Genomic DNA, 19522 nt, shown 5'->3' on the forward strand with positions numbered 1-19522 from the left:
CTCGCGAACGAGGGGTGCCGATCGGGGCGGAGTACCCCTATGCTTCGGCCCTCAGGCCGCCTCGAGGAACGGTTCGTGCCGGTAGCCCTCGGCATCCAGGATCGCCAGCGTCGACTCCGGCACCTCGATGAAGGCGCCGGGGAGGTCGTTGAGGGGCTCCGACACCACGACGTGCGCGGTGTCGCCGAAGAGCTCCAGCCGCTCGGCATCCGGGTACAGGTGCCGCAGCGTCGGGATGTCTGCCGAATGGAACAGCGACCGCGAGCGGCCCTGCGTCGAATACCGGAACGTCCAGACGGTGTCGCCGTCCGACACGGCGATCGTGCCCTGCATCGGGAACGGCACCCCGTGGTCGCGGCCGACGCTCTCGACCTTCCGCACCGTCTCCCGCATCGCCTTCACGGGGTCCTCGCGCAGCCCGAGCGTCAGCGCGAGGTGGAACAGCACCTCGGAGTCGGTCGTGCCGCGCACGTGCGGGTAGAGCGATGGGTCGATCGCGAACGTCAGGTCGCGCTTCACCTCCGCGAATCCCGAGAGGAAGCCGTTGTGCATGAACATCCAGTTCTCGTAGCGGAACGGATGGCAGTTGGTGTTCTGGATCGGCGGGCCGCCGGCCGCTCGCACGTGGCTGAAGAACAGCGGACTGCGCACCGCCTGCGTGATCTCGCGCAGGTTCTGGTCATGCCAGGCCGGCTCGATGCTGTGGAACAGCGCGGGGCTACCCGCGGCATCCGGCCCACTGGAGTACCAGCCGAAGCCGACCCCGTCGCCGTTCACCGTCTCGGCGCCGAGCGGTGAGTTCAGCGACTGCGCCACGAGCGAGTGCGCGCTGTCCAGGATGAGCGTGGAGGGCTGCAGCGATTCCCCCCGATAAGCGAGCCAGCGACACATGACGGTGCATCTCCCTTCGCGGCGGCGACCGACGGCCGTGTCGATCGGATGCCTGTGGCACACGTTACGGCGTATTCGGTCCGGCCGCCCAGACTGCAGCATCCGTCCTCAGGCGATGGGTTCGGCCAGCGGGGGCGTCTCCTCCTCGGCAGCCCGATCCCGCGCGATGGAGCGGTCGTCGGCATCCGCCCTGCTCGCGGCCCGCACCGCACCGATGCTGGCGACCATGACAAGCGCCATGCCCGCGAGCTCGAGCCACGTGAGCGTCTGTCCGAGGATGAGGTAGCCGGCGAGGGATGCCGTGGCGGGCGAGAGGCTCATCAGGATGGCGAACGCGGCGGCCGCGAGGCGCCGCAGAGCGATCAGCTCGAGCGCATACGGGATGGTCGAGGAGAGCAGCGCGACGGCCGCGCCGAGCCCGAGGATCTCGGGGCGCAGCAGCGCTGATCCGGCGTCGATGATGCCGAACGGCAGGGCGAGCACCGCCCCGATGACCATGGCGAGCGCGAGCCCGTCGAGCTTCTGGAACGCCCGCCCCACACGCGCCGATGCCAGGATGTAGAAGGCCCAGCTCGCGGCCGCGCCGAGTGCGAAGAGCACGCCGACCGGATCGAGCCGGTCCCACCCACCGCCGCCGAGGGCGAGCACGCCGAGCAGCGCGAGCCCCGCCCACAGCCAGGCCGAGCGGTGACGCGCGACCACGATTGACAGGGTGAGCGGCCCCAGGACCTCGATCGTCACGGTGACGCCCAGCGGCAGGCGCTCGAGCGCGAGGTAGAAGAGGCCGTTCATCAGCGCGAGCACGGCACCGAAGCCGACGACCGCGAGCCAGCCGGCGCGCCCGTGTCCGCGCAGGGAGGGGCGCGCGATGACCATGAGCACCATCGCGGAGAACACGAGCCGCAGCAGCACCATGCCGAGCGGCCCGACCGTCGGGAAGAGCAGCACGGCGATCGACGCGCCGACCTCCTGGCACGCGAGGCCGACCACGACGAGCGTGACGGCGAATCCGGGTGTCCGGCTCACCAGCGGACCGGGTCGCCCTGGGTCGAGACGCCCAGCAACCCGCTGTCGACTCTCCGAGCGTCCTTCGCCGGAGTCTCCGACATGGTGGACCGAGGATCGAGACGGCTCGATGTCACGGGGCCGGCAGGGGGCAGACCGCGGCCTGCGCGATCGCCTCGTGGTACTGCTCCGCCGTCCACGGCAGGCCGAACTGCGGAGCCGTCTCGCCGCTTGCCGCCGGCGCCTTGGAGGCGATCGCGGCGAGCTCCCAGGCGAGGGATGCCGCGAGCGTGCTGCCTGCGGCGCTGTTGTTGAGCACCACGGCGACCGTCATCCCGGTCTCGGGGTCGGAGTAGACGCTCGTGAGATAGCCGGGCACCCAGCCGTGCTGCCCGACCAGCGATCCTGCGAGGAACGCGCCACCGGTCGCCTGCAGCCACGACGGACCGTCGGGGCTGACCGGAAGGGGATTCGCCCAGCGATCGGGCTGGCCCTCGCGGGCGAGCGCGCCGGATGCCAGCGCCTGGGCGTACCGCCCCAGGTCGGAGATGGTGGAGGTGACACCGGAGTCCGTGAAGCCCATGCTCGAGGACATCGTCGTGATGTCGAGCGGCTCCGCGCAGTTGATCACCCCGTCGGGACCCCGCAGGGAGTGATACCCCTTCAGCACCGGCTCAGACCTCGAGGGGGCCGAGGGAGTGGCCCGGGGCAGCGTGGTGCTCTGGAGGTCGAGCGGGTCGAAGACGTACTCGTTCAGCAGCTGGGCCGCGCTCTTGTTCGTCGCGCGCTGCAGCGCCAGACCCAGCAGCACGTAGCCCGTGTCGGACTCGCGGTACTGGGACCCGGGCGGAATGGGCTTCGAGTATCCCAGCCCGAAGCTCGTCAGCTCCCGCGCGCCCCACACGCGCTCCGGGTTCGTGATCCACTGACTCTGCAGCGTGCCCTGGAAATCGCCGAGGCCGGACGTGCCGTTGCACAGCTCGATGAGCGTGATGTCTTCGAGGTCGGGCACGCCGGTGACGTAGTCGGAGATGCTGTCGTCGAACCCCACGACGCCCTCCGCGGCGAGGCCGTACAGCACGTCGCACGTCATCGGCCGGGTGGCGTCCGCCGCCCGGAACACCATGTCGGTGTCGATGGGTGCGGAGCCTGTGGGCGATTCGGTGCCGAGCCCGGTCACCCAGGTTCCGCTCCACGGAACCCACACACCCACGAGCGCACCCGTCGCGCCGGCGGCGGCCATGGCGTGAGTGACCGATGCCTCGAGCGGGGCTCGCACCTCTTCGGGCAGTGGGCCATCCACCTGAGGGGGCGTCTCGATCGCCACGGAGGACTCGGGGGCGCACCCGGCGAGTGCCAGCGCGAGAGCCGTGAGGCCGACGAGACCGGCCGTGGCGCGACGTCGCGCCTGTCCTGCCCTCATGTCACCCCCCGATGTCGTTCATCGAGTCTATGCGCTCACCCGGGACGAGCCCGCCGGGCGCGCGTACGCTGGACGAGTGGGCGGAGCGTTCGAGGACGGCACGGCGTTGGAAGACAGCACGGTGAGCGCGGTGCTCCGGCACATGAACAGCGAGCACTCGGACGACAACCTGCTGATCGCCCGGGCCTTCGGCGATCCGGGTGCCTCCGGGGCGGTGATGACCGGCTTCGACGAGCGGGGTGGCGAGTGGATGACCACCGTGCATGCCGCGACCGTCGGCCTGCGGGTGCCGTGGCCGAACGCGCCGATCGCCGAGCGACCCGAGGTGCGGCGGGAGATCGTGGCGCTCTACGAAGAGGCATGCAGGCGCCTGTCGGTCGAGCCTCGACGCCACGCGTGATCGCCCGCTAGGCAGGAGAGGTTAGGGCACCCTAAGATGTGGCCATGACCAACGTCGTGGCCTTCTCGTCGGCCCTTCGCGATCGCTCCAGCGGCGCGCACTCCGGCAGCGAGAGCGCCGGCTTCATGACCGACCTCATCCAGGGGCGCGGCAGCCGCGACGATTACATCGCCCTCGTCACCCAGCACTTCTTCATCTACGAGGCGCTGGAGGCGGCGACCGAGCGGATGCGGCGGGATCCGGTGGCGGCCGTCTTCATCAGCGACAAGCTGACGCGGCTGCCGGCGCTCGAGGCCGATCTGGAGTTCCTGCTCGGAGCCGACTGGCGTGCGCGACTCGAACCGCTTCCCAGCACCAGACGGTACGTCGCCCGCATCAACCAGGTCGGCGCAGCCTGGGCGGGCGGATTCGTCGCGCATCACTACACCCGCTACCTCGGCGACCTCTCGGGCGGTCTGTTCATCGGGCGGCTCATGCAGCGCCGCTTCGGATTCGAGACGAACGGCATCGGCTTCTACCTCTTCGACGACATCGCGAACCCGAAGGCCTTCAAGGACGTCTACCGCGAGCAGCTCGACGCCGTGCCGTGGGATGACGCCGAGAAGGAGCGTGTGATCGACGAGGTGCTGCTCGCCTACCGCTTCAACACCGAGCTCTTCGAAGACCTCGAGCGCGCGAAGCGCGCGGCTGTCGCCTAACTCGCGACGCTCGCCGACCGTGGCATAGCCGCGCGGAGCGCGCCTCTGTCGCCTAGCCTGCCCCGATACGCGGCTGCACCGGGGCGGCGCGGCCGCGCATGAACCGCTGCACGTCGGGGTCGACGCGGATGTCGCTCGGGCGCAGGGGACGCGACAGGTACAGCCCGTCGATCGAGGTCAGGCGGCTCAGCGCGACGTAGGTCTGCCCGGGCGCGAAGGCCCCCGACCCGAGGTCGATGACGGCTCGGTCATAGGTCTTGCCCTGCGACTTGTGGATCGTCACGGCCCATGCGAGGCGCAGCGGGAACTGGGTGAACTCCGCCACGATCTCGCGTGTCAGCTTCTTGGACCCCGGGTCGTACGCGTACCGGAACCTCTCCCAGACCGCCGGCTCCACGTCGAACTCGTGGCCGTCGACATCCACCCGCACGGTCCCGCCCGCGATGCGGGTGACGGTGCCGATCGTGCCGTTCACCCACCGGGGCGGTTCTCCGAAGGCGCCCGTGTCGTTCCGCAGGAACATCACCTGTGCGCCGACCTTGAGCTTGAGCTCGGCATCCGCTGGGTAGCCGGCCTCACCGCGGCCGAAGTCGCCGCTGATCTCGGCGTTCGCGGTCTGCTCACGGCCGGCCAGGGCGGTGAGGTGCCGCCGGTTGATGCTGTTCACGATGTCGTTGCGGGTGGCCAGCGTGATGATCGGCGACTCCGGGTCATCCGGCGGCGTGCGGGCGCCGGCGCCGTTCAGCATCCCCGCGATCTCTGCCGTGACGACGCCGTGTCGCACGGCGTTGAGCATCGCCTTGAACGCGTCGTCCGCCTGGCGATGGATGTCGACGAGCTCGCGGATGTGCAGCTCGGCGCCGTGGCGCCCGACATCCAGAATCCCGTCCGAGGCCTCACCGCCGGCCCACACCTTCGCGTCGAAGAACCAGAACGACCGGTAATGGTCCTGGATGTACCGCAGCTCGTCTCCGCGGGGCGGGACAGGGGCCAGCTGATACGGGTCGCCGAACATCACGACCTGCACCCCTCCGAACGGCTCGGCGCGCCGGCCGCGCGCCTGCCGGAGCGCTCGGTCCATTCCGTCCATCAGGTCGGCGTTGACCATGGAGATCTCGTCGATCACGAGGGTGTCGATGGCGTTCAGGATTTTGCGGGTGGGGTCGGACTGGTCGATCTCGGTGTCAGCGATCAGCCCGATGGGCAGGCGGAACAGCGAATGGATCGTCTGACCCTCCACGTTCAGGGCAGCGACCCCCGTCGGCGCGCACACCGCGATCTGCTTCGACGTGCTCCACGCCAGGTGCTGCAGGAGCGTCGACTTGCCCGTGCCGGCGCGACCCGTCACGAACACATGCTCCCGCGTGTCCTCGATGAGGCGGAACAGGGCCTCCTGTTCCGCCGAGAGAGGGGGAGTGTTCACGGGTTCCTCACGGGGCGACGGCGTTCCTCCCATCGTAGGCGGGCGGCGGTTTCCGCGTCGTCGCGCGACGACGGTGGGCAACTCTTCAGGGCGTCTCCCTAAACTGGCCGGGTGAGCCAGGGTGCCAACAGCGCGGTGCCGGAGGTCGTGCCGACGGCCCCCGAATCCGCCGTGCCCGCGGAGGCCGCGGCATCCGTGCAGGCGACGCCTCCCCGGCGCCCGCGACTGGGCCTGCAGCTCGCCGCCATATGGGTGATCGTCGGGCTGCTGCTCGCCGGGCTCGTCGTCGCCGGCGTCGCCCTGTATCGAGCCCTGTACAGTCCGGCGGCGTTCGTCGAGCGCTACGTCGGCATGCTCGCGGACGGGCGCGCCGCCGACGCGCTGCTCGTGCCGGGTGTCGCGATCGACACCGCTCAGCTCGAGGATGCCGGGCTGCCGACATCCGCCTCCGACGCGCTGCTGCGCCACGTTGCGCTCGCCCCCATCAGCGACATCGAGATCGTCTCCGAGACATCCGAGGGGGAGATCACCGAGGTCGTCGTCTCGTACTCGGCCGGCGGCTTCCCGGCGAAATCCACGTTCGCGGTGGAGAGCAACGGATTCATCGGCGTGCTTCCCTCGTGGCGCTTCGCGAAGAGTCCACTCGCGGTGATCGATCTCACCGTGCGCGGATCGATGCGGTTCGAGGTCAACGGGTTCGAGCTCGACAAGCGGCAGGTCTCCCCGGACGGCGTGGAAGCCGCGCCGCTGGATGCCGTGCCGCTGCTGGTCTTCTCGCCGGGCCTCTACGGGGTCGCGGTCGACACCAGCATCTCGGAGACGCCCGGAGTGAACGTGCTCGCCGATGCTCCGCAGGCCTATGTTCCCGTCGATCTGCAGGCCGAGCCCACCGACGAGTTCGTGGGTGTGGTGCAGCGGAAGGTCGAGGAGTTCCTGACGAACTGCACCACTGAGCAGGTGCTGCTGCCGACGGGATGCCCGTTCGGGTACTACGTGCAGAACCGCATCGATGAGCCTCCCACCTGGACGATCACGCGCCAGCCGGCGGTGCAGGTGGCTCCCGACGGCGCGGACTGGAAGATCCCGCCGACCGATGCCGTCGCGCACATCGAGGTCGACATCCGGTCTCTCTTCGACGGCAAGGTGAGCCACGTCAGCGAGGACGTCCCCTTCACCGTCGAGGGCGTCATCAAGGTGCTTCCGGACGGCACGGCGTCGATCAGCGTCGGCGGCGAGACCAGCCCCTAGCGGGCCGGCTGCTGAGGCTGCCGAAGTGCATCGCGCTCGGCGAGCGCGGCCAGCTTGGCGTTGTACTCCTCGAGTTCGGTGTCGCCGGTCCGGTCGACGTGCCGGTCGCGTCGGCGCTGGGCGCGGTCATCGCTCCGGCTCCACTGGATCGCGACGGTGATCGCGAGGATGAGGGTCGGCAGTTCGCCGACGGACCATGCGACCCCGCCCCCGACGTACTGATCCTCGAGGGGCGTCGCACCCCACGTGCGCCCCATCGACCCGAACCACTCGGCGACGAACAGGCCACTCTGCATCATGATCGCGATGCCGAAGAAGGCGTGCATCGCCATGACGCCGATCAGCACGAGCAGCCGCCCCGCGTAGGGCAGGCGATAGGGCACCGGGTCGATGCCGATCAGGGAGAGCACGAACAGGTACCCGGTGATCAGGAAGTGCGCCGTCATCCATTCGTGGCCGAGGTGATCGTAGAGCGACCACCGGAACAGATCGGTGTAGTAGAACGTCCAGAGCGAGCCGACGAAGAGCCCGGCCGCGACGAAGGGATGGGTCAGCACACGCGACACCGGCGAGTGCACGGCCCAGAGCACCCACTCGCGGCCGCCGCGCGTGCCGTCGTCGCGCTTTCTCGCCGCCCGGGCCAGGAGGGTGACGGGCGCCCCCGCGACGAGCAGCAGCGGGATCGCCATCGACAGCAGCATGTGGCCGACCATGTGGATGCTGAAGAGGTAGTCCTGGTAGGCGTTGATGGGACCGCAGGTCACCCAGAACAGCAGCACGAGGCCCGCAACCCAGAGGACGGTGCGATAGAGCGGCCACGAGTCGCCTCGGCGGGACAGCCGCCAGACACCCGCGAGGTAGAAGAAGATGCCGAAGGCCGCGGCGAACGCCCACAGCAGGTCGATGTCCCACGCCGCGAACCACTGCCCGAGCGTCAGCTCGGGGGGAAGCGGCGCCCCGGTGAGCACTTCCGCCGGCGTGCCGATCTCGGGGAGCGCGCTGGATGCCGGAGGAGCGGTGCGCGCGAGCGCGGCCGCGGCACCGCTCGCGATCCCCATGAACGCCAACTCGATGGCGATGAGGATCCAGAAGCGTCGGCGTCCCGCATCCTCGCCCATCTTCCGGATGAGCCGATTCCGGTACCAGGCGCCCAGCGCGCCGAGCACGAGCAGCGCGGCGACCTTGACGAGCACGAGCAGCCCGTACGGGGTGGCGAGCTGGTCCCAGGCGCCGACGCTGATGGCCGACCGGGCGTAGCCGGAGACCGCCACGACGAGAAAGGCGACGAGGGCGATGCTCGAGTAGCGCGTGAGGACCACGGCGATGCGGTCGCGGGAGACGACGGGGCGGACCACGACGACGAGCAGCAGGCCGCCGAGCCATGCCGCCGCGGCGACGGTGTGCAGCACGAGCGCCATCACGGCGGCGGTGTGGTTCGCTTCCTCGCCCGAGTGTCCCTGGGTCGCCATCGGCACGAGCGTCGCGACGGCCAGCATCGCGACGAAGAGGGTGGCGGTCCACGAACGGACCGCGAACGTGAGCACGGTGAGCGCGGCGCCGGCGATGGTCGTGATCAGCCAGGTGCGGCCGAGCTCGGTCTCGAGCAGGAACCGGCCGAGCTGCGCGCCGAAGACGGCGTCGGGGCTCGGGCTCGCGTCGAAGGCGTTGACGAACGTGAGGAAGCCGGTCACGCCCGCGGCGACGGTGAACACCGCTGCGCTGACGGATGCCGTGTCCAGGGCCGTGTCGAACTCGCGATCCCCGGCCTTGAGCGCGAAAAGGGCGAGCACGAGGGAGCCGACCATGCCGGCCGCGCCGAGGTTGACGGCGAGTTTCGCCGCGGGCAGGCCCCAGCGGACGACCGGCCCGGGGTCACCGAGAACGAGCGCCGCCGCCCCCCCGCCTACGACAAGACCCCAGATCAGGGTCACGAATGCCGCGGCGATCAGGATCGCGGGCCCGGCGGCCCGCAGCGCGCGGGAGTTCACCCCTCAAGCCTAGGCTCCGCGGCCTGAGTGCTCGCCGCGTCCAGTCCCCGGCATCCACCTCTCGCGAAAGGACGCAATCCGCGGGTTCCGGCGTCCGTATCCCGCACTTCGGGTCCCTTCGCGGCGGTCGGGGGCGCCGCCCGGGCACGCGAAAGGGGGATGTCGCGAGCGACATCCCCCTTTCGGCGACCGTCCTGCTTACTTGACGGCTGCCTTGAGCTTCGAGCCCGCAGTGACCTTGACGCGCTTGCCGGCGGGGATGCTGATCTCCGCACCGGTCTGCGGGTTGCGGCCCGTGCGGGCGGACGTGGCGACCTGCTCGAAGGCGATCCAGCCCGGGATCGAGACCTTGCTGCCCTTGCCGACAGCCTCGGAGACGGTCGAGAAGAGGGAGTCGAGAACGCCCGACACGGTGGCCTGGCTCTGGCCCGTGGCGCTTGCGATGCTCGCGACGAGCTCGGTCTTGGTGATGGACTTGTCGGCCATGGTGGTCCTCCAGCGGCGACGATGATGCCGCAGTATCTTGCGGGACCGGAGAACGGACGCTCCCCGGCTGGTCGATCGACCGCCTCGAATGTATCAACGTTCGGCGGAATTCCGCGGATTTCCGGGGGTTATGACGGTTTCGGTCGGCGTGTCGCCGGTACGGATGTGGCTGCTGTGGCGGGAGTGACGGGTGTCGGACGTCGTGGTCGCCGCCCCGGGGCGCACGCAAGCGCGCCCGGACGCAGAAGAGGCGGACCCCCGTAACGGGGATCCGCCTCTTCGACGTGTGCTGCTGGTGTCTACCAGGACGACTGTGCCCTTTGGCTCGCTTACCAGCTCGACTTGGTCACGCCGGGCAGTTCGCCTCGGTGGGCCATGTCGCGGAAGCGGATGCGCGAGACGCCGAACTTCGTGAGGACACCGCGGGGGCGTCCGTCGATGACGTCGCGCGAGCGCACGCGCACGGGCGATGCGTTCTTGGGCAGCTTCTGCAGGCCGATGCGAGCGGCTTCGCGCTGCTCGTCGGTGCTGGTCGGGTCGACGAGCGCCTTCTTCAGCTCGGCGCGCTTGGTGGCGTAGCGGTCGACGATCACCTTGCGCTGCTCGTTGCGAGCGATCTTGCTCTTCTTGGCCATTCTTAGCGCTCCTCGCGGAAGTCAACGTGCTTGCGCACGACGGGGTCGTACTTCTTCAGCACGATGCGGTCGGGGTTGTTGCGACGGTTCTTGCGGGTCACGTAGGTGTACCCGGTGCCCGCCGTGGAGCGGAGCTTGATGATCGGACGGACGTCCTGAGCCTTCTTGGCCATTAGAGCTTCACACCCTTCGCCTGAAGGTCACGGACGACGGACTCGATGCCGCGGGCGTCGATGACCTTGATGCCCTTGGCCGACACGTTGAGCTTGATGTTGCGCCCAAGCGACGGAACGAAGTACGTCTTCTTCTGCACGTTCGGGTCGAAGCGGCGCTTCGTCCGACGGTGCGAGTGGCTGATCGAGTGACCGAAGCCGGGAACAGCTCCAGTCACCTGGCACACTGCTGCCATAGTGATTTCTCCTTAATACCGTGAGGCCGGACGGCCTCACCCAAGATCCCTTGTCTGTCCACACGCCACCGCGACCCTCGACGAACTCAGGGACGGAAAGGTGGGGAGTGTGGGCGAACTGCGCGCGTGGAAGGCGCGCAGACAAAGAGTCAGTCTAGCACGGGCGGCGTGTCGCCTTGACGCCCTGCCGACTCGGCGGCGAGCTCGCCCGCTCCCCGCCCGAACCGGAACGGCGACACCGTCGGATCCCCCGGGATCCAGAAGCGCCACGGGAACGCCGCCGTCCCCGCGACGCCGGCGACGCCGACCCGCGGCCCCGTCGCGATGTCGACGTGGGGGGGATCGCGCAGTTCGAGCCGGGCGATCGGCCCTTTGAGCGCGTCGACGCCATTGTGCACGGGATAACGCAGACCGACGGCATCCCCGAGCCGACCCGGTCCACGCGCCAAGTCGCGCTCGACGCGGGCCGCCGGGCGCCGCCGGAAGGCGACATCCCGCCCGTCGATCACCTCGCCGCCCCTCAGCAGCACCCCGCCGGCGGTGCCTTCCGGCCCGCAGACGACGTTGACGCACGAGTGGATGCCGTGGCTGAGGTACACGTAGAGATGCCCCGGCTCGCCCCACATCACCGCATTCCTGGCGGTGGGGCCCATGCGCGCATGGGAGCCGGGGTCGGGTACCGCGCCGGTTCCGAGCCCGTGGTAGGCCTCGACCTCTGTGATCCGCACGGTGACCGTGCCGTCGGGCAGAACGGTCGTGAGGTGTCCGCCGAGCAGCCGTGGCGCCACCTCGAGGGGCAGCCCGGCCAGTTCGGCGCGCGTGGCCGAGCGGACCTCGCTCACGACGCACCCACCGCGCACCACGAGATGGCCGACCCCGCCAGTGTCACGACCCCGTCACCGGTCGAGAGCTCGATGATGTGCGTCTCCAGGTTGTGCGGGAGCGGCTGCAGGTACCCGTCGTACGGGTTCGACACCAGATCGGGCGCCACGAGCACGGCCGCGTACCGCCCGCTCGGCGCGACACAGGTCTGCAGCACCCCGTCGGAGATGGGCACCTCGAGCAGCGGGAGCACCGCCCCCTCGTCCGAGACGTGCACCACCGACTGCTCGATCGGCAGGCCGGCGGCATCCCGCTCGGAGTACAGCCGCACGGTGCCGCCACCGGGGATCGGCGTGACGGACCCGGCCACACCGAGCGACTCCTCCCCCTCGGCCGGGACGAGCGGCTCTTCGCCGGCATCGGTCAGGTCGAGAACCCTGAGCCCGTCGATCCGCTCCACCACCGCCTGGAAGGTGCCCACCGTGATGCCGTCGATCGTCAGGGCGGCGCCGAGCGCGGTGGGGTCGCCGTCGGTCGCCGGATCGGTGAGCAGCAGGTCTCCCGCGAAGTCGATCAGCAGTGCGGCCGTCGCCTCCGGCACGAAGAGCCAGTCGACGACGCTCGGGGCCTCCCTGGCGATCTCCAGCGGCTGCGGTTCGGCATCCGCCTGCCGCAGCGACTGCGTGAAGATGACGCTCTCGCGGCCGCTGTCCTCATCGAGCGCGCGGTCGGAATACGTGTAGCCGACCAGATCGCCGCGACCGGAGACCTGCAGCGCGGTGATGATCCCGTCTCCCGGTAATCGGAGCTCGCGCCGGTTCTCCCCCGCGAGATCGGTGACGAGCACCACGGATGCGTCGTCCTCGACGACCGAGACGACCAGCCGATCGCCGCTGGCGCGGAAGTCCTCGATGTGCGGATGCGTGAACACCGGCACCGCGCGCTCGCCCGTCAGGTCGGTGCGGAAGATGGCGTCGTCCCCGCTCGTGCTGCGCTGCAGCAGGAACACCTCCGCCGCCGGTGTGCGGAAGCTCGACGTCAGGTCCGCGGTCGGTCCCCCGCCCACCGCCTCGACGTCCGACACCGTGACCGTGTACTCCGTGTCGTCCCAGAGCGGCACCGTGAAGCGCACCCCCACGCTCCGACCGGAGGCGTCCACGGTGAACGGGACGTCGGGTTCGACGCTCACCTGATCGGCCGTCACGGAATCCAGCGCCTGGTTCGCCGTCAGGATCATGCGGGAACCGGATGCCGCGGCCGCCGCGGCGGGGTCCACCTGCACACTGGTGAGCCGGGGCCCCTGCGAGAGGCTCAATGCGGCTCCGGTCACGACCACGGCGATCAGCGCGGCCATCACGAGGGCGAACGCGGCGAGGAAGCCGCGCGTGCGCCGGGCCCTTGCCCGGGAGCGCCGGCTGGATCCGGCCGGACCCGCCTCAGTACTCATACGGGTCGCCCGGCTCGGGGATGGGGTTCACGGCGCCCGGCTCGATCACGAGCGTGCCGTCGGCAGCGGTCCGCACCGTGCCCTCGAGCTCCACCCAATCGCCGACCTCGTAATCGCCCTCCCAGCCGGCGGCGACCACGGGCAGGGTCGCGGGCTGGGCGTCGATCACGCAGTGCGTGATGACGAGGCGGGTCAGCTGCACCGAGTCCGGGTCGTCGGGATCCGGCGTCAGGAATCCGGTCAGCGCGACGGTCTCACCGTCGAAGTTGTCGGGATTCGTCGAGGTCGCGAACACGGTGGCCCACTCACCGACCCCGAACTCGCTCGTGTCGCCGGAGGTCGCGAGCTGGATGGAGTCCGCGCCGCCGAACAGCGGCGGGGCACCGACATCCCGGGCCATGGCCAGCTCGACCGACAATGAGGCGGGGGGAAGCACCAGAGCGGCGACCGTGATGCCGGAGGCGAGCACGCCACCGGTGACCGTGGCGACCATCGCCAGGGGTCGCCGGGGGGCGATGAGGGCGTCGTGGGCCTCCTCGTCGTCTCTGTGGTGGGCGCCGGTGTGCTCGTCGTGCTCCACGGCGGAACCGTGGTCGTGCGCGTGCAGCCCGTGCACCGCGGGAGCATCGCCGTGCTCGTGCCCGTGGTCCGCCTCCGCGCCGAGCGGCACGAGGAACGAGCCGACCGCCCCGACCAGGGCGACGACAGCCATGCTCACCGCGAACCACGCCGAATCGGGATTGATGTAGAGCCCCAGCTGCCCTCCGGCGGCCAGGCCGAGCGTCACGACGGCCAGGCAGGCCGTGAGGCCCACGCCGAGCCAGCGGGTCGCGATCCAATCGGCCCTACGCAAGAAGGTTCACCCCGATCCCGATGGCGAACGCCGAGAGCAGCACGATGGTGACGATGCCCGCGAGGGCGCGCGTGGTGAAGGTGGTGCGCATGAGCGCGAGCATCTTGATGTCGATGAGCGGGCCGACGAGCAGGAACACGACCAGTGAGCCGGGCGAGAAGGTCGACGCGAACGACAGGGCGAAGAAGGCGTCGACGTTGGAGCAGATCGCGACCGTCATGGCCAGTGCCGTCATCGCGGCGATCGAGAGCACCGGATTCGACCCGATGGCGAGTAGCGTGTCACGCGGGATGAGAACCTGCACTGCTCCCGCGAGGGCGGAGCCGATGATGAGCGCCGGCATGACCGCCCGCAGCTCGATGATGAACTGGGTGAGGCTGCGGCGGCCGCGGCCGCCTGGCTCGTTCACGACGAGATCGCACGTCGCGCGGAACCGGTCGGTGAGCAGCCCGTCAGGATCCGGATGACGGCTGTAGAGCCAGCCGATCAGATTCGCGATCGCGTATCCGCCCAGCAGCCGCGCGACAAGGATTCCGCCATCCCACCCGAACGCCTGGTGCGTCGTGAGGATCACGATCGGGTTCACGATCGGCGCCGCGATGAGGAACGTCAGGGTTTCCGGCACCGAGAACCCGCGGATCAGCAGGCCCCGCGCGAAGGGCACATTCCCGCACTCGCACACGGGCACCAGCATCCCGAGCAGAGACAGCACGGCCCGGCGGGCCCATGCCCGCCGGGGCATCCATCTCTCGATGACGCCTGGCGGCACCCACACCTGCACCACGATCGAGAGCGCGACACCCAGCACGACGAAGGGCAGCGACTCGATCAGCACGCTGATCGCGAGGGTCATCCCGTCCTGGGCGCGCGTCGGCAGCGACGCCGAGAACAGCGTCGGGGCGAGGCGATCGATCGCGAAGAGCACGGCGACCGCGACGATCCCGAGACCGAGAGCGACCGCTGGTGCGGCGCGCCGAGGCGTGGTGACCGCGCCCGCGCCGGGCTCGGCCGTGCTGAGCCGGGTCACGCTCCCTCGCGTGCCTTCGTGCAGGCGGCGCACAGGCCGAAGATGTCGACCACGTGCTCCGCGTCGGTGAAGCCGTGCTGGGCGGCGGTGCGGCGGGCCCACGCCTCGACCTCGCTCGCCTCGATCTCGACGGTCAGGCCGCAGGACCGGCAGATCAGGTGGTGGTGGTGGCCGGGACTGACGCACGCGCGGTAGAGCGCCTGACCGTCCGGGCTCTGCAGCGAATCGGCCTCACCGGCGGCGGCCAGCCCCGAAAGGGTGCGGTACACGGTCGCCAAACCGATGCCCGTGTCCTCGCGCAGCGAGGCGTGCAGGTTCTGGGCGCTCACGAATCCACGCGCATCGGCGAGCGCATCGCGCACTCGCTCGCGCTGCCACGTGTTCCGCTGAGCCATGTCAGAAGTTTAGGCGGCGACCCTGGACGCCGCCTCGGCGCCGGCAGACAGGGGACGGACGCGCCCGCGGCGGGAGGCGATCACCCGGCAGAGGACGTAGATGAGGAAGGAGATGGTGGTGATGTAGGGGCTGACCGGGAGGGTACCCGCGATGGCGATCAGGATGCCGCCCACCGCCGACACGAAGCCGAACAGTGCCGAGAGAAGGGGCACCGACAGGGGGCCCGTTGCCACCCGCATCGCCGCCGCGGCCGGCGTCACGAGCAGCGCCATCACCAGCAGCGCGCCGATGATGTGCACCGCGACGGCGACGATCAGTCCGAGCAGGAGCATGAACGCGAGCGACACGGCGGTGGTGGGCACGCCGCGCGCCGCCGCGGACTGGGGATCGAGGGAGTCGAAGCGCAGCGGCCGCCAGATCGCCAGCAACCCGAGCAGCACGAGCGCGCTGATGCCGATCAGCCAGCCGAGCTGCCCGGTCTGCACCGACACGATCTGCCCGGTGAGCAGGCTGAAGCGGTTCGAGCTGCGCCCGCTGTAGAGCGAGAGGAACAGGATGCCGAGGCCGAGGCCGAACGGCATGAGCACGCCGATGATCGAGTTACGGTCCCGGGCGCGCGCGCCCAGCCACCCGATCAGCGCGGCCGCGATCAGGGACCCGACGATCGATCCTGTGACGACGTCGACGCCGATCAGCAGGGCCGCGGCCGCCCCGGCGAAGGACAGTTCGCTGATGCCGTGCACGGCGAACGCCATGTCGCGCTGCATCACCAGCACCCCGACGAGACCCCCGACGAGGCCCAGCACGGCGCCCGCCCACACCGAGTTCGAGACCAGCGCGAGGATCTGGCCGTAGACGGGCAGGCCGCCGAACATCGCGTCCCACACGTCGTTCGGGTTCATTCGTGCACCTCGTCGTGATGGTGGTGCGACTCCTCGGCATCCGGTGCACCGACCACGACCAGCCGGTCGCCGGCACGCAGCACGAACACGGGTGCGCCGTACAGCTCCGACAGGACGCGGGAGTTGAGCACCTCATCCGGGGTGCCGAGCGTGAACGCGCCGTGGGCGAGGTAGAGGATGCGGTCGACCTTGCTCAGCACGGGATTGATGTCGTGGGTGACCAGCAGAACAGCCGCGTTCCGCTCGCGGCGGTGCCGGTCGATGAGTCCCACGACCGCCTGCTGGTTGGCCAGGTCGAGGCTCGTCAGGGGCTCGTCGCACAGCAGCAGACCGGGTTCGTCGGCGAGCGCCTGTCCGATTCGCAGCCTCTGCTGCTCGCCTCCCGACAGCAGGCCGACGGGCCGATCGGCATACCCCCGCGCCCCGACCGCGTCGATCAGCGCCTCTACGCGCGCGGCGTCGCCTCGACGAGGAAACGGCAGCCCGAAGCGGTGGCCGTCGACACCGAGGGCGACCAGATCGCGGCCGCGAAGCGCCGTGTCCCGGGGCAGCGGCCGGGACTGCGGCACATAGCCGACGCGGCGGCTGCCCTGCGAGCGGACGGGGTCGCCGAGTACGGAGATCGAGCCGGCGCTGAGCGGCTCGAGGCCGAGGATCGCGCGCAGCAGGGTGGTCTTTCCCGAGCCGCTCGGGCCGAGCACCGCGACCAGTTCACCGGGTTGCACCTGCAGGTCAAGGCCCGACCACAGCTCGCGGTCGTCGCGTCGCAGGGCCGCATCCGTGATCTCGAGAGCGGGACGCTCGAGCGCGGGCACGCTGGGCGTCACTCCTGCAGGGCGCCCGCCAGCGCCTCGACGTTCTCCTGCATCCACGAGATGTAAGTCTGCCCGTCCGGAAGCGTTTCGGAGAACGTGAGCACGGGGATGCCTCGCGCGTCGGCGGCGCCCAAGATCTGGGTCGTCTCGGCCCCACCGGTCTGGGTGTTCGCGATCACGACGCGCACATCGCCGCCGTTGACCAGGTCGAGCGAGGCGAGCAGGGTCGCGGGCGGAACGTCTTGGCCCTCCTCCACCGCCTCGCTGAATTCGTGCGGCGTGACGTTCTCGAGCCCGGCGGCCGCGAGGAGGGCGGCCGGAACGGGCTCGGTCGCGAAGACCTGCGCGCCGCCCGCGACGGCACCGACCTCCTTCAGCGATGCCTCGAGATCCGCGATCTCAGCGACGAAGGCCGCGGCGTTCTCCTCGAAGGTCGATGCCTCCTCCGGCAGCAGTCCCGACAGCTCGGCGGCGATGGCCTCGGCTACCTGCTCGATGGTGTGCGGGTCGTACCACACGTGCTCGTTGAAGCCCTCGATGTGCTCGTGTTCGTGCACGTTTTCGGCGCCGTCTTCTTCGGCGTGGGCGTCGTGGGTCTCCGCCGTTTCAGCGGCGGCGTCCTCGGTGTGGCCGTCATTGCCGGGGTAGTCGTGCGAGAACTCCGCGGCGGTGATCACCTGCGCGTCGCTGCCGCTCGATTCGATGAGCGCATCGACGAACGCGTCATAGCCGCCGCCGTTCTCGATGATGAGGTCGGCGGTGGTCACGAGAAGCTGGTCCTGAGCGCTCGGCTCGAACGAGTGCGGATCCTGCGAGGCGGAGTAGATGATCGAGGTGACGTCGACGAGACCGCCGCCGATCTCCTCGGCGATCTGGCCGTAGACGTCGGTGGACGCGACGACCTCGACCGCACCGTCGGCTTCCGCAGCGCCCGCGTCGCCCGTCGCGCATCCGGCCAGCACCAGTCCGGAAGCGGCGACGGCGGAAAGAGCGATCAGCGGTCGGAAGTTCATTCCTCCAGCGTATGTCTATTGATAATCGTTCTCAAATCGCGCGAGCCTGTATGCCGGACGGAACCGTCCGCCCGTTTCCGGAGCGCAGCTGTCGACGATTCGCGTACTCAAGTCTGCGCTTGGACACACGCAGACTTGAGAACGTTCAGAGAGAGCATCGGTGCCCCCCCGACACGCCGGGCGCCGGCCAACGGCCCACCGATCTCGTGCGCTCAATCGAGCAGCAGCGCCGGCTCCTCGAGCACCGAGGCGACGTCAGCGATGAAGCGCGACATTCCGTCGCCGTCGACAACGCGGTGGTCGAACGAGCCCGCGACCGTGGTGACGAAGCGCGGGCGCACCTCGCCGTCGACGACCCACGGCTTCTGGCGGATCGTCCCGAGGGCCACGATCCCGGCCTCGCCGGGGTTGATGATCGGCGTTCCGGCATCCATCCCGAACACGCCGATGTTCGTGATCGTGATCGTGCCGCCCGACTGGTCGGCGGGCGTGGACTTGCCCTCGCGCGCCGTGAGCGTGAGCTTCTCCAGTGCCTTCGCGAGCCCGCGGAGGTTCAGGTCCTGCGCGTCCTTGATGTTCGGCACCAGCAGACCGCGGGGCGTCGCCGCCGCGATTCCCAGATTGACGTAGTGACGCAGGACGATCTCGGCGCCGTTGTCGGTGTCGACCCAGGCGGCGTTCACGTGCGGGGTGCGGCGCACCGCCCAGATCACGGCACGCGCCATGATCAGCAGCGGCGAGACCCGCACATCCGCGAAGTCCGGGGACGCCTTGAGTCGCTTGACGAGCTCCATCGTGCGCGTCGCATCGACGTCGACCCAGACGGTCACGTGGGGTGCCGAGTAGGCGCTCTGCACCATTCCGGATGCCACGGCCTTGCGAACGCCGCGCACGGGGATCGCCTCTTCGCGAGGGTTCTCACCGGCGGTCGAGCCGGCCGGAGGCGCGGAAACGGATGCCGCGGGAGCCGCCGGCGCGGCGGGCGGCGCCTGGCGCGGCACCGGCGGGACGGGGATCTTCTCCTCGCGCACCTGGCCCCACTCCGGCGTCTCGATGTTGCGGAAGACGCTCGCCTGCGACGCGTGCTTGACGACATCGTCGCGGGTGACCTCTCCCGCGGGGCCGCTGGGCTGCACGGCGGCGAGGTCGACCCCCAGATCACGGGCGAGCTTGCGGATCGGGGGCTTCGCCACGACCCCGACGGACGCCTTCACTGTGGCGGTCTGAGCGGCGGCATCCGGCTTGCGTCGCCGAGACTGCACCGCACCCCCCGTGCCGTAGCCGACGAGCACCGCGCCGCCGCCCTCGATGTCCGATTTGCCGTGCACCGGGATGTCCGCGGGGGCCGGCGACCCGGCATCCTCGATCGTGATGATGGCGGCCCCGACATCCACCGTGTCTCCCTCACCGAACAGCAGATCCCCGACGACACCCTCGAACGGCGACGGCAGCTCGACCAGCGACTTCGCGGTCTCGATCTCGACGAGCACGTCGTTCACCGCGACCGTGTCGCCGGGCGACACGTGCCATGACACGATCTCGGCCTCGGTGAGTCCCTCGCCGACGTCGGGCAGATGGAAGGTCTGGGTGCTCATCCGGGTTTCCTTTCCGGTGGTGCGACGCATGGCGCCTGCGGTGAAG

Annotated in this window: 21 protein-coding genes; 3 read left to right on the forward strand and 18 right to left on the reverse strand. The window is 70.0% G+C overall.

Annotated features, from left to right (window positions below; translation table 11 throughout):
• Nucleotides 1-51: 51 nt before the first annotated feature.
• From ACPW96_RS13430 to ACPW96_RS13440, 3 genes are all read right to left on the reverse strand, one after another.
• A complete protein-coding gene (locus ACPW96_RS13430; RefSeq protein WP_425883681.1) occupies nt 52-891 on the reverse strand; it encodes a class II glutamine amidotransferase in 840 nt (279 codons plus the stop codon).
• A 108-nt stretch (nt 892-999) separates the two neighbouring features.
• Nucleotides 1000-1917, reverse strand: coding sequence for an EamA family transporter (locus ACPW96_RS13435; RefSeq protein WP_425883683.1), 918 nt, complete (start codon nt 1915-1917; stop codon nt 1000-1002).
• Nucleotides 1918-2029: 112 nt separating this feature from the next.
• Complete coding sequence (locus ACPW96_RS13440; protein ID WP_425883685.1) at nt 2030-3319, reverse strand: serine hydrolase domain-containing protein; 1290 nt, start codon at nt 3317-3319, stop codon at nt 2030-2032.
• A gap of 76 nt (nt 3320-3395) precedes the next feature.
• Here ACPW96_RS13440 and ACPW96_RS13445 point away from each other — a divergent pair, with 76 nt between their 5' ends.
• Entirely contained in the window at nt 3396-3719 is a 324-nt protein-coding gene (locus ACPW96_RS13445; protein ID WP_425883687.1) for a DUF2470 domain-containing protein, read from the forward strand.
• A 44-nt stretch (nt 3720-3763) separates the two neighbouring features.
• Nucleotides 3764-4417, forward strand: a complete 654-nt coding sequence (locus ACPW96_RS13450; protein WP_425883689.1) for a heme oxygenase (biliverdin-producing) — start codon at nt 3764-3766, stop codon at nt 4415-4417.
• 52 nt (nt 4418-4469) lie between these two features.
• Here the strand turns inward: ACPW96_RS13450 and ACPW96_RS13455 are convergent, their stop codons facing one another.
• On the reverse strand, nt 4470-5840 hold the full coding sequence (locus tag ACPW96_RS13455; protein ID WP_425883691.1) for an ATP-dependent DNA helicase: 1371 nt from the start codon (nt 5838-5840) through the stop codon (nt 4470-4472).
• Between the two features lie 111 nt (nt 5841-5951).
• Between ACPW96_RS13455 and ACPW96_RS13460 the strand changes: the two genes are divergently transcribed.
• Nucleotides 5952-7088: a hypothetical protein gene (locus ACPW96_RS13460; RefSeq protein ID WP_425883693.1), complete on the forward strand. Its 1137-nt coding sequence runs from the start codon at nt 5952-5954 to the stop codon at nt 7086-7088.
• Here the strand turns inward: ACPW96_RS13460 and ACPW96_RS13465 are convergent.
• From ACPW96_RS13465 to ACPW96_RS13530, 14 genes are all read right to left on the reverse strand, one after another.
• Nucleotides 7085-9076 carry a cytochrome c oxidase assembly protein gene (locus ACPW96_RS13465; protein ID WP_425883695.1) on the reverse strand — a complete coding sequence of 664 codons (1992 nt, stop codon included), beginning with the start codon at nt 9074-9076 and terminating at the stop codon, nt 7085-7087. The genes ACPW96_RS13460 and ACPW96_RS13465 overlap by 4 nt on opposite strands.
• A gap of 198 nt (nt 9077-9274) precedes the next feature.
• Nucleotides 9275-9562, reverse strand: a complete 288-nt coding sequence (locus tag ACPW96_RS13470; protein WP_425823559.1) for an HU family DNA-binding protein — start codon at nt 9560-9562, stop codon at nt 9275-9277.
• A gap of 329 nt (nt 9563-9891) precedes the next feature.
• Nucleotides 9892-10197, reverse strand: a complete 306-nt coding sequence (gene rpsN / locus ACPW96_RS13475) for a 30S ribosomal protein S14 (RefSeq protein WP_425823561.1) — start codon at nt 10195-10197, stop codon at nt 9892-9894.
• Nucleotides 10198-10199: 2 nt separating this feature from the next.
• Nucleotides 10200-10370, reverse strand: a complete 171-nt coding sequence (gene rpmG / locus ACPW96_RS13480) for a 50S ribosomal protein L33 (protein ID WP_013584775.1) — start codon at nt 10368-10370, stop codon at nt 10200-10202.
• A complete protein-coding gene (gene rpmB, locus ACPW96_RS13485) occupies nt 10370-10606 on the reverse strand; it encodes a 50S ribosomal protein L28 (RefSeq protein WP_425823563.1) in 237 nt (78 codons plus the stop codon). The genes rpmG and rpmB overlap by 1 nt, the downstream gene beginning before the upstream one ends.
• A 149-nt stretch (nt 10607-10755) precedes the next feature.
• A complete protein-coding gene (locus ACPW96_RS13490) occupies nt 10756-11448 on the reverse strand; it encodes a DNA-3-methyladenine glycosylase (protein WP_425883697.1) in 693 nt (230 codons plus the stop codon).
• The gene (locus ACPW96_RS13495; RefSeq protein WP_425883699.1) at nt 11445-12875 is read right to left on the reverse strand and encodes an Ig-like domain-containing protein; all 1431 of its coding nucleotides are present in this window, start codon (nt 12873-12875) and stop codon (nt 11445-11447) included. Before ACPW96_RS13495 ends, ACPW96_RS13490 begins: the two co-directional genes overlap by 4 nt.
• Entirely contained in the window at nt 12865-13728 is an 864-nt protein-coding gene (locus ACPW96_RS13500) for a TIGR03943 family putative permease subunit (RefSeq protein ID WP_425883700.1), read from the reverse strand. The genes ACPW96_RS13495 and ACPW96_RS13500 overlap by 11 nt, the downstream gene beginning before the upstream one ends.
• Entirely contained in the window at nt 13721-14755 is a 1035-nt protein-coding gene (locus ACPW96_RS13505; RefSeq protein ID WP_425883702.1) for a permease, read from the reverse strand. The genes ACPW96_RS13500 and ACPW96_RS13505 overlap by 8 nt, the downstream gene beginning before the upstream one ends.
• Nucleotides 14752-15150, reverse strand: a complete 399-nt coding sequence (locus tag ACPW96_RS13510; protein ID WP_425823573.1) for a Fur family transcriptional regulator — start codon at nt 15148-15150, stop codon at nt 14752-14754. Before ACPW96_RS13510 ends, ACPW96_RS13505 begins: the two co-directional genes overlap by 4 nt.
• Before the next feature lie 9 nt (nt 15151-15159).
• Nucleotides 15160-16053, reverse strand: a complete 894-nt coding sequence (locus ACPW96_RS13515; protein ID WP_425823575.1) for a metal ABC transporter permease — start codon at nt 16051-16053, stop codon at nt 15160-15162.
• Nucleotides 16050-16868, reverse strand: coding sequence for a metal ABC transporter ATP-binding protein (locus ACPW96_RS13520; RefSeq protein WP_425823578.1), 819 nt, complete (start codon nt 16866-16868; stop codon nt 16050-16052). Before ACPW96_RS13520 ends, ACPW96_RS13515 begins: the two co-directional genes overlap by 4 nt.
• A gap of 8 nt (nt 16869-16876) precedes the next feature.
• Nucleotides 16877-17881, reverse strand: coding sequence for a metal ABC transporter solute-binding protein, Zn/Mn family (locus tag ACPW96_RS13525; RefSeq protein ID WP_425883704.1), 1005 nt, complete (start codon nt 17879-17881; stop codon nt 16877-16879).
• Between the two features lie 212 nt (nt 17882-18093).
• Nucleotides 18094-19476, reverse strand: a complete 1383-nt coding sequence (locus ACPW96_RS13530; RefSeq protein ID WP_425883705.1) for a dihydrolipoamide acetyltransferase family protein — start codon at nt 19474-19476, stop codon at nt 18094-18096.
• Between the last annotated feature and the right edge of the window lie 46 nt (nt 19477-19522).

This window comes from Micromonospora sp. DT81.3 (assembly GCF_049847225.1).
Classification (GTDB): Bacteria; Actinomycetota; Actinomycetes; order Actinomycetales; family Microbacteriaceae; genus Microbacterium.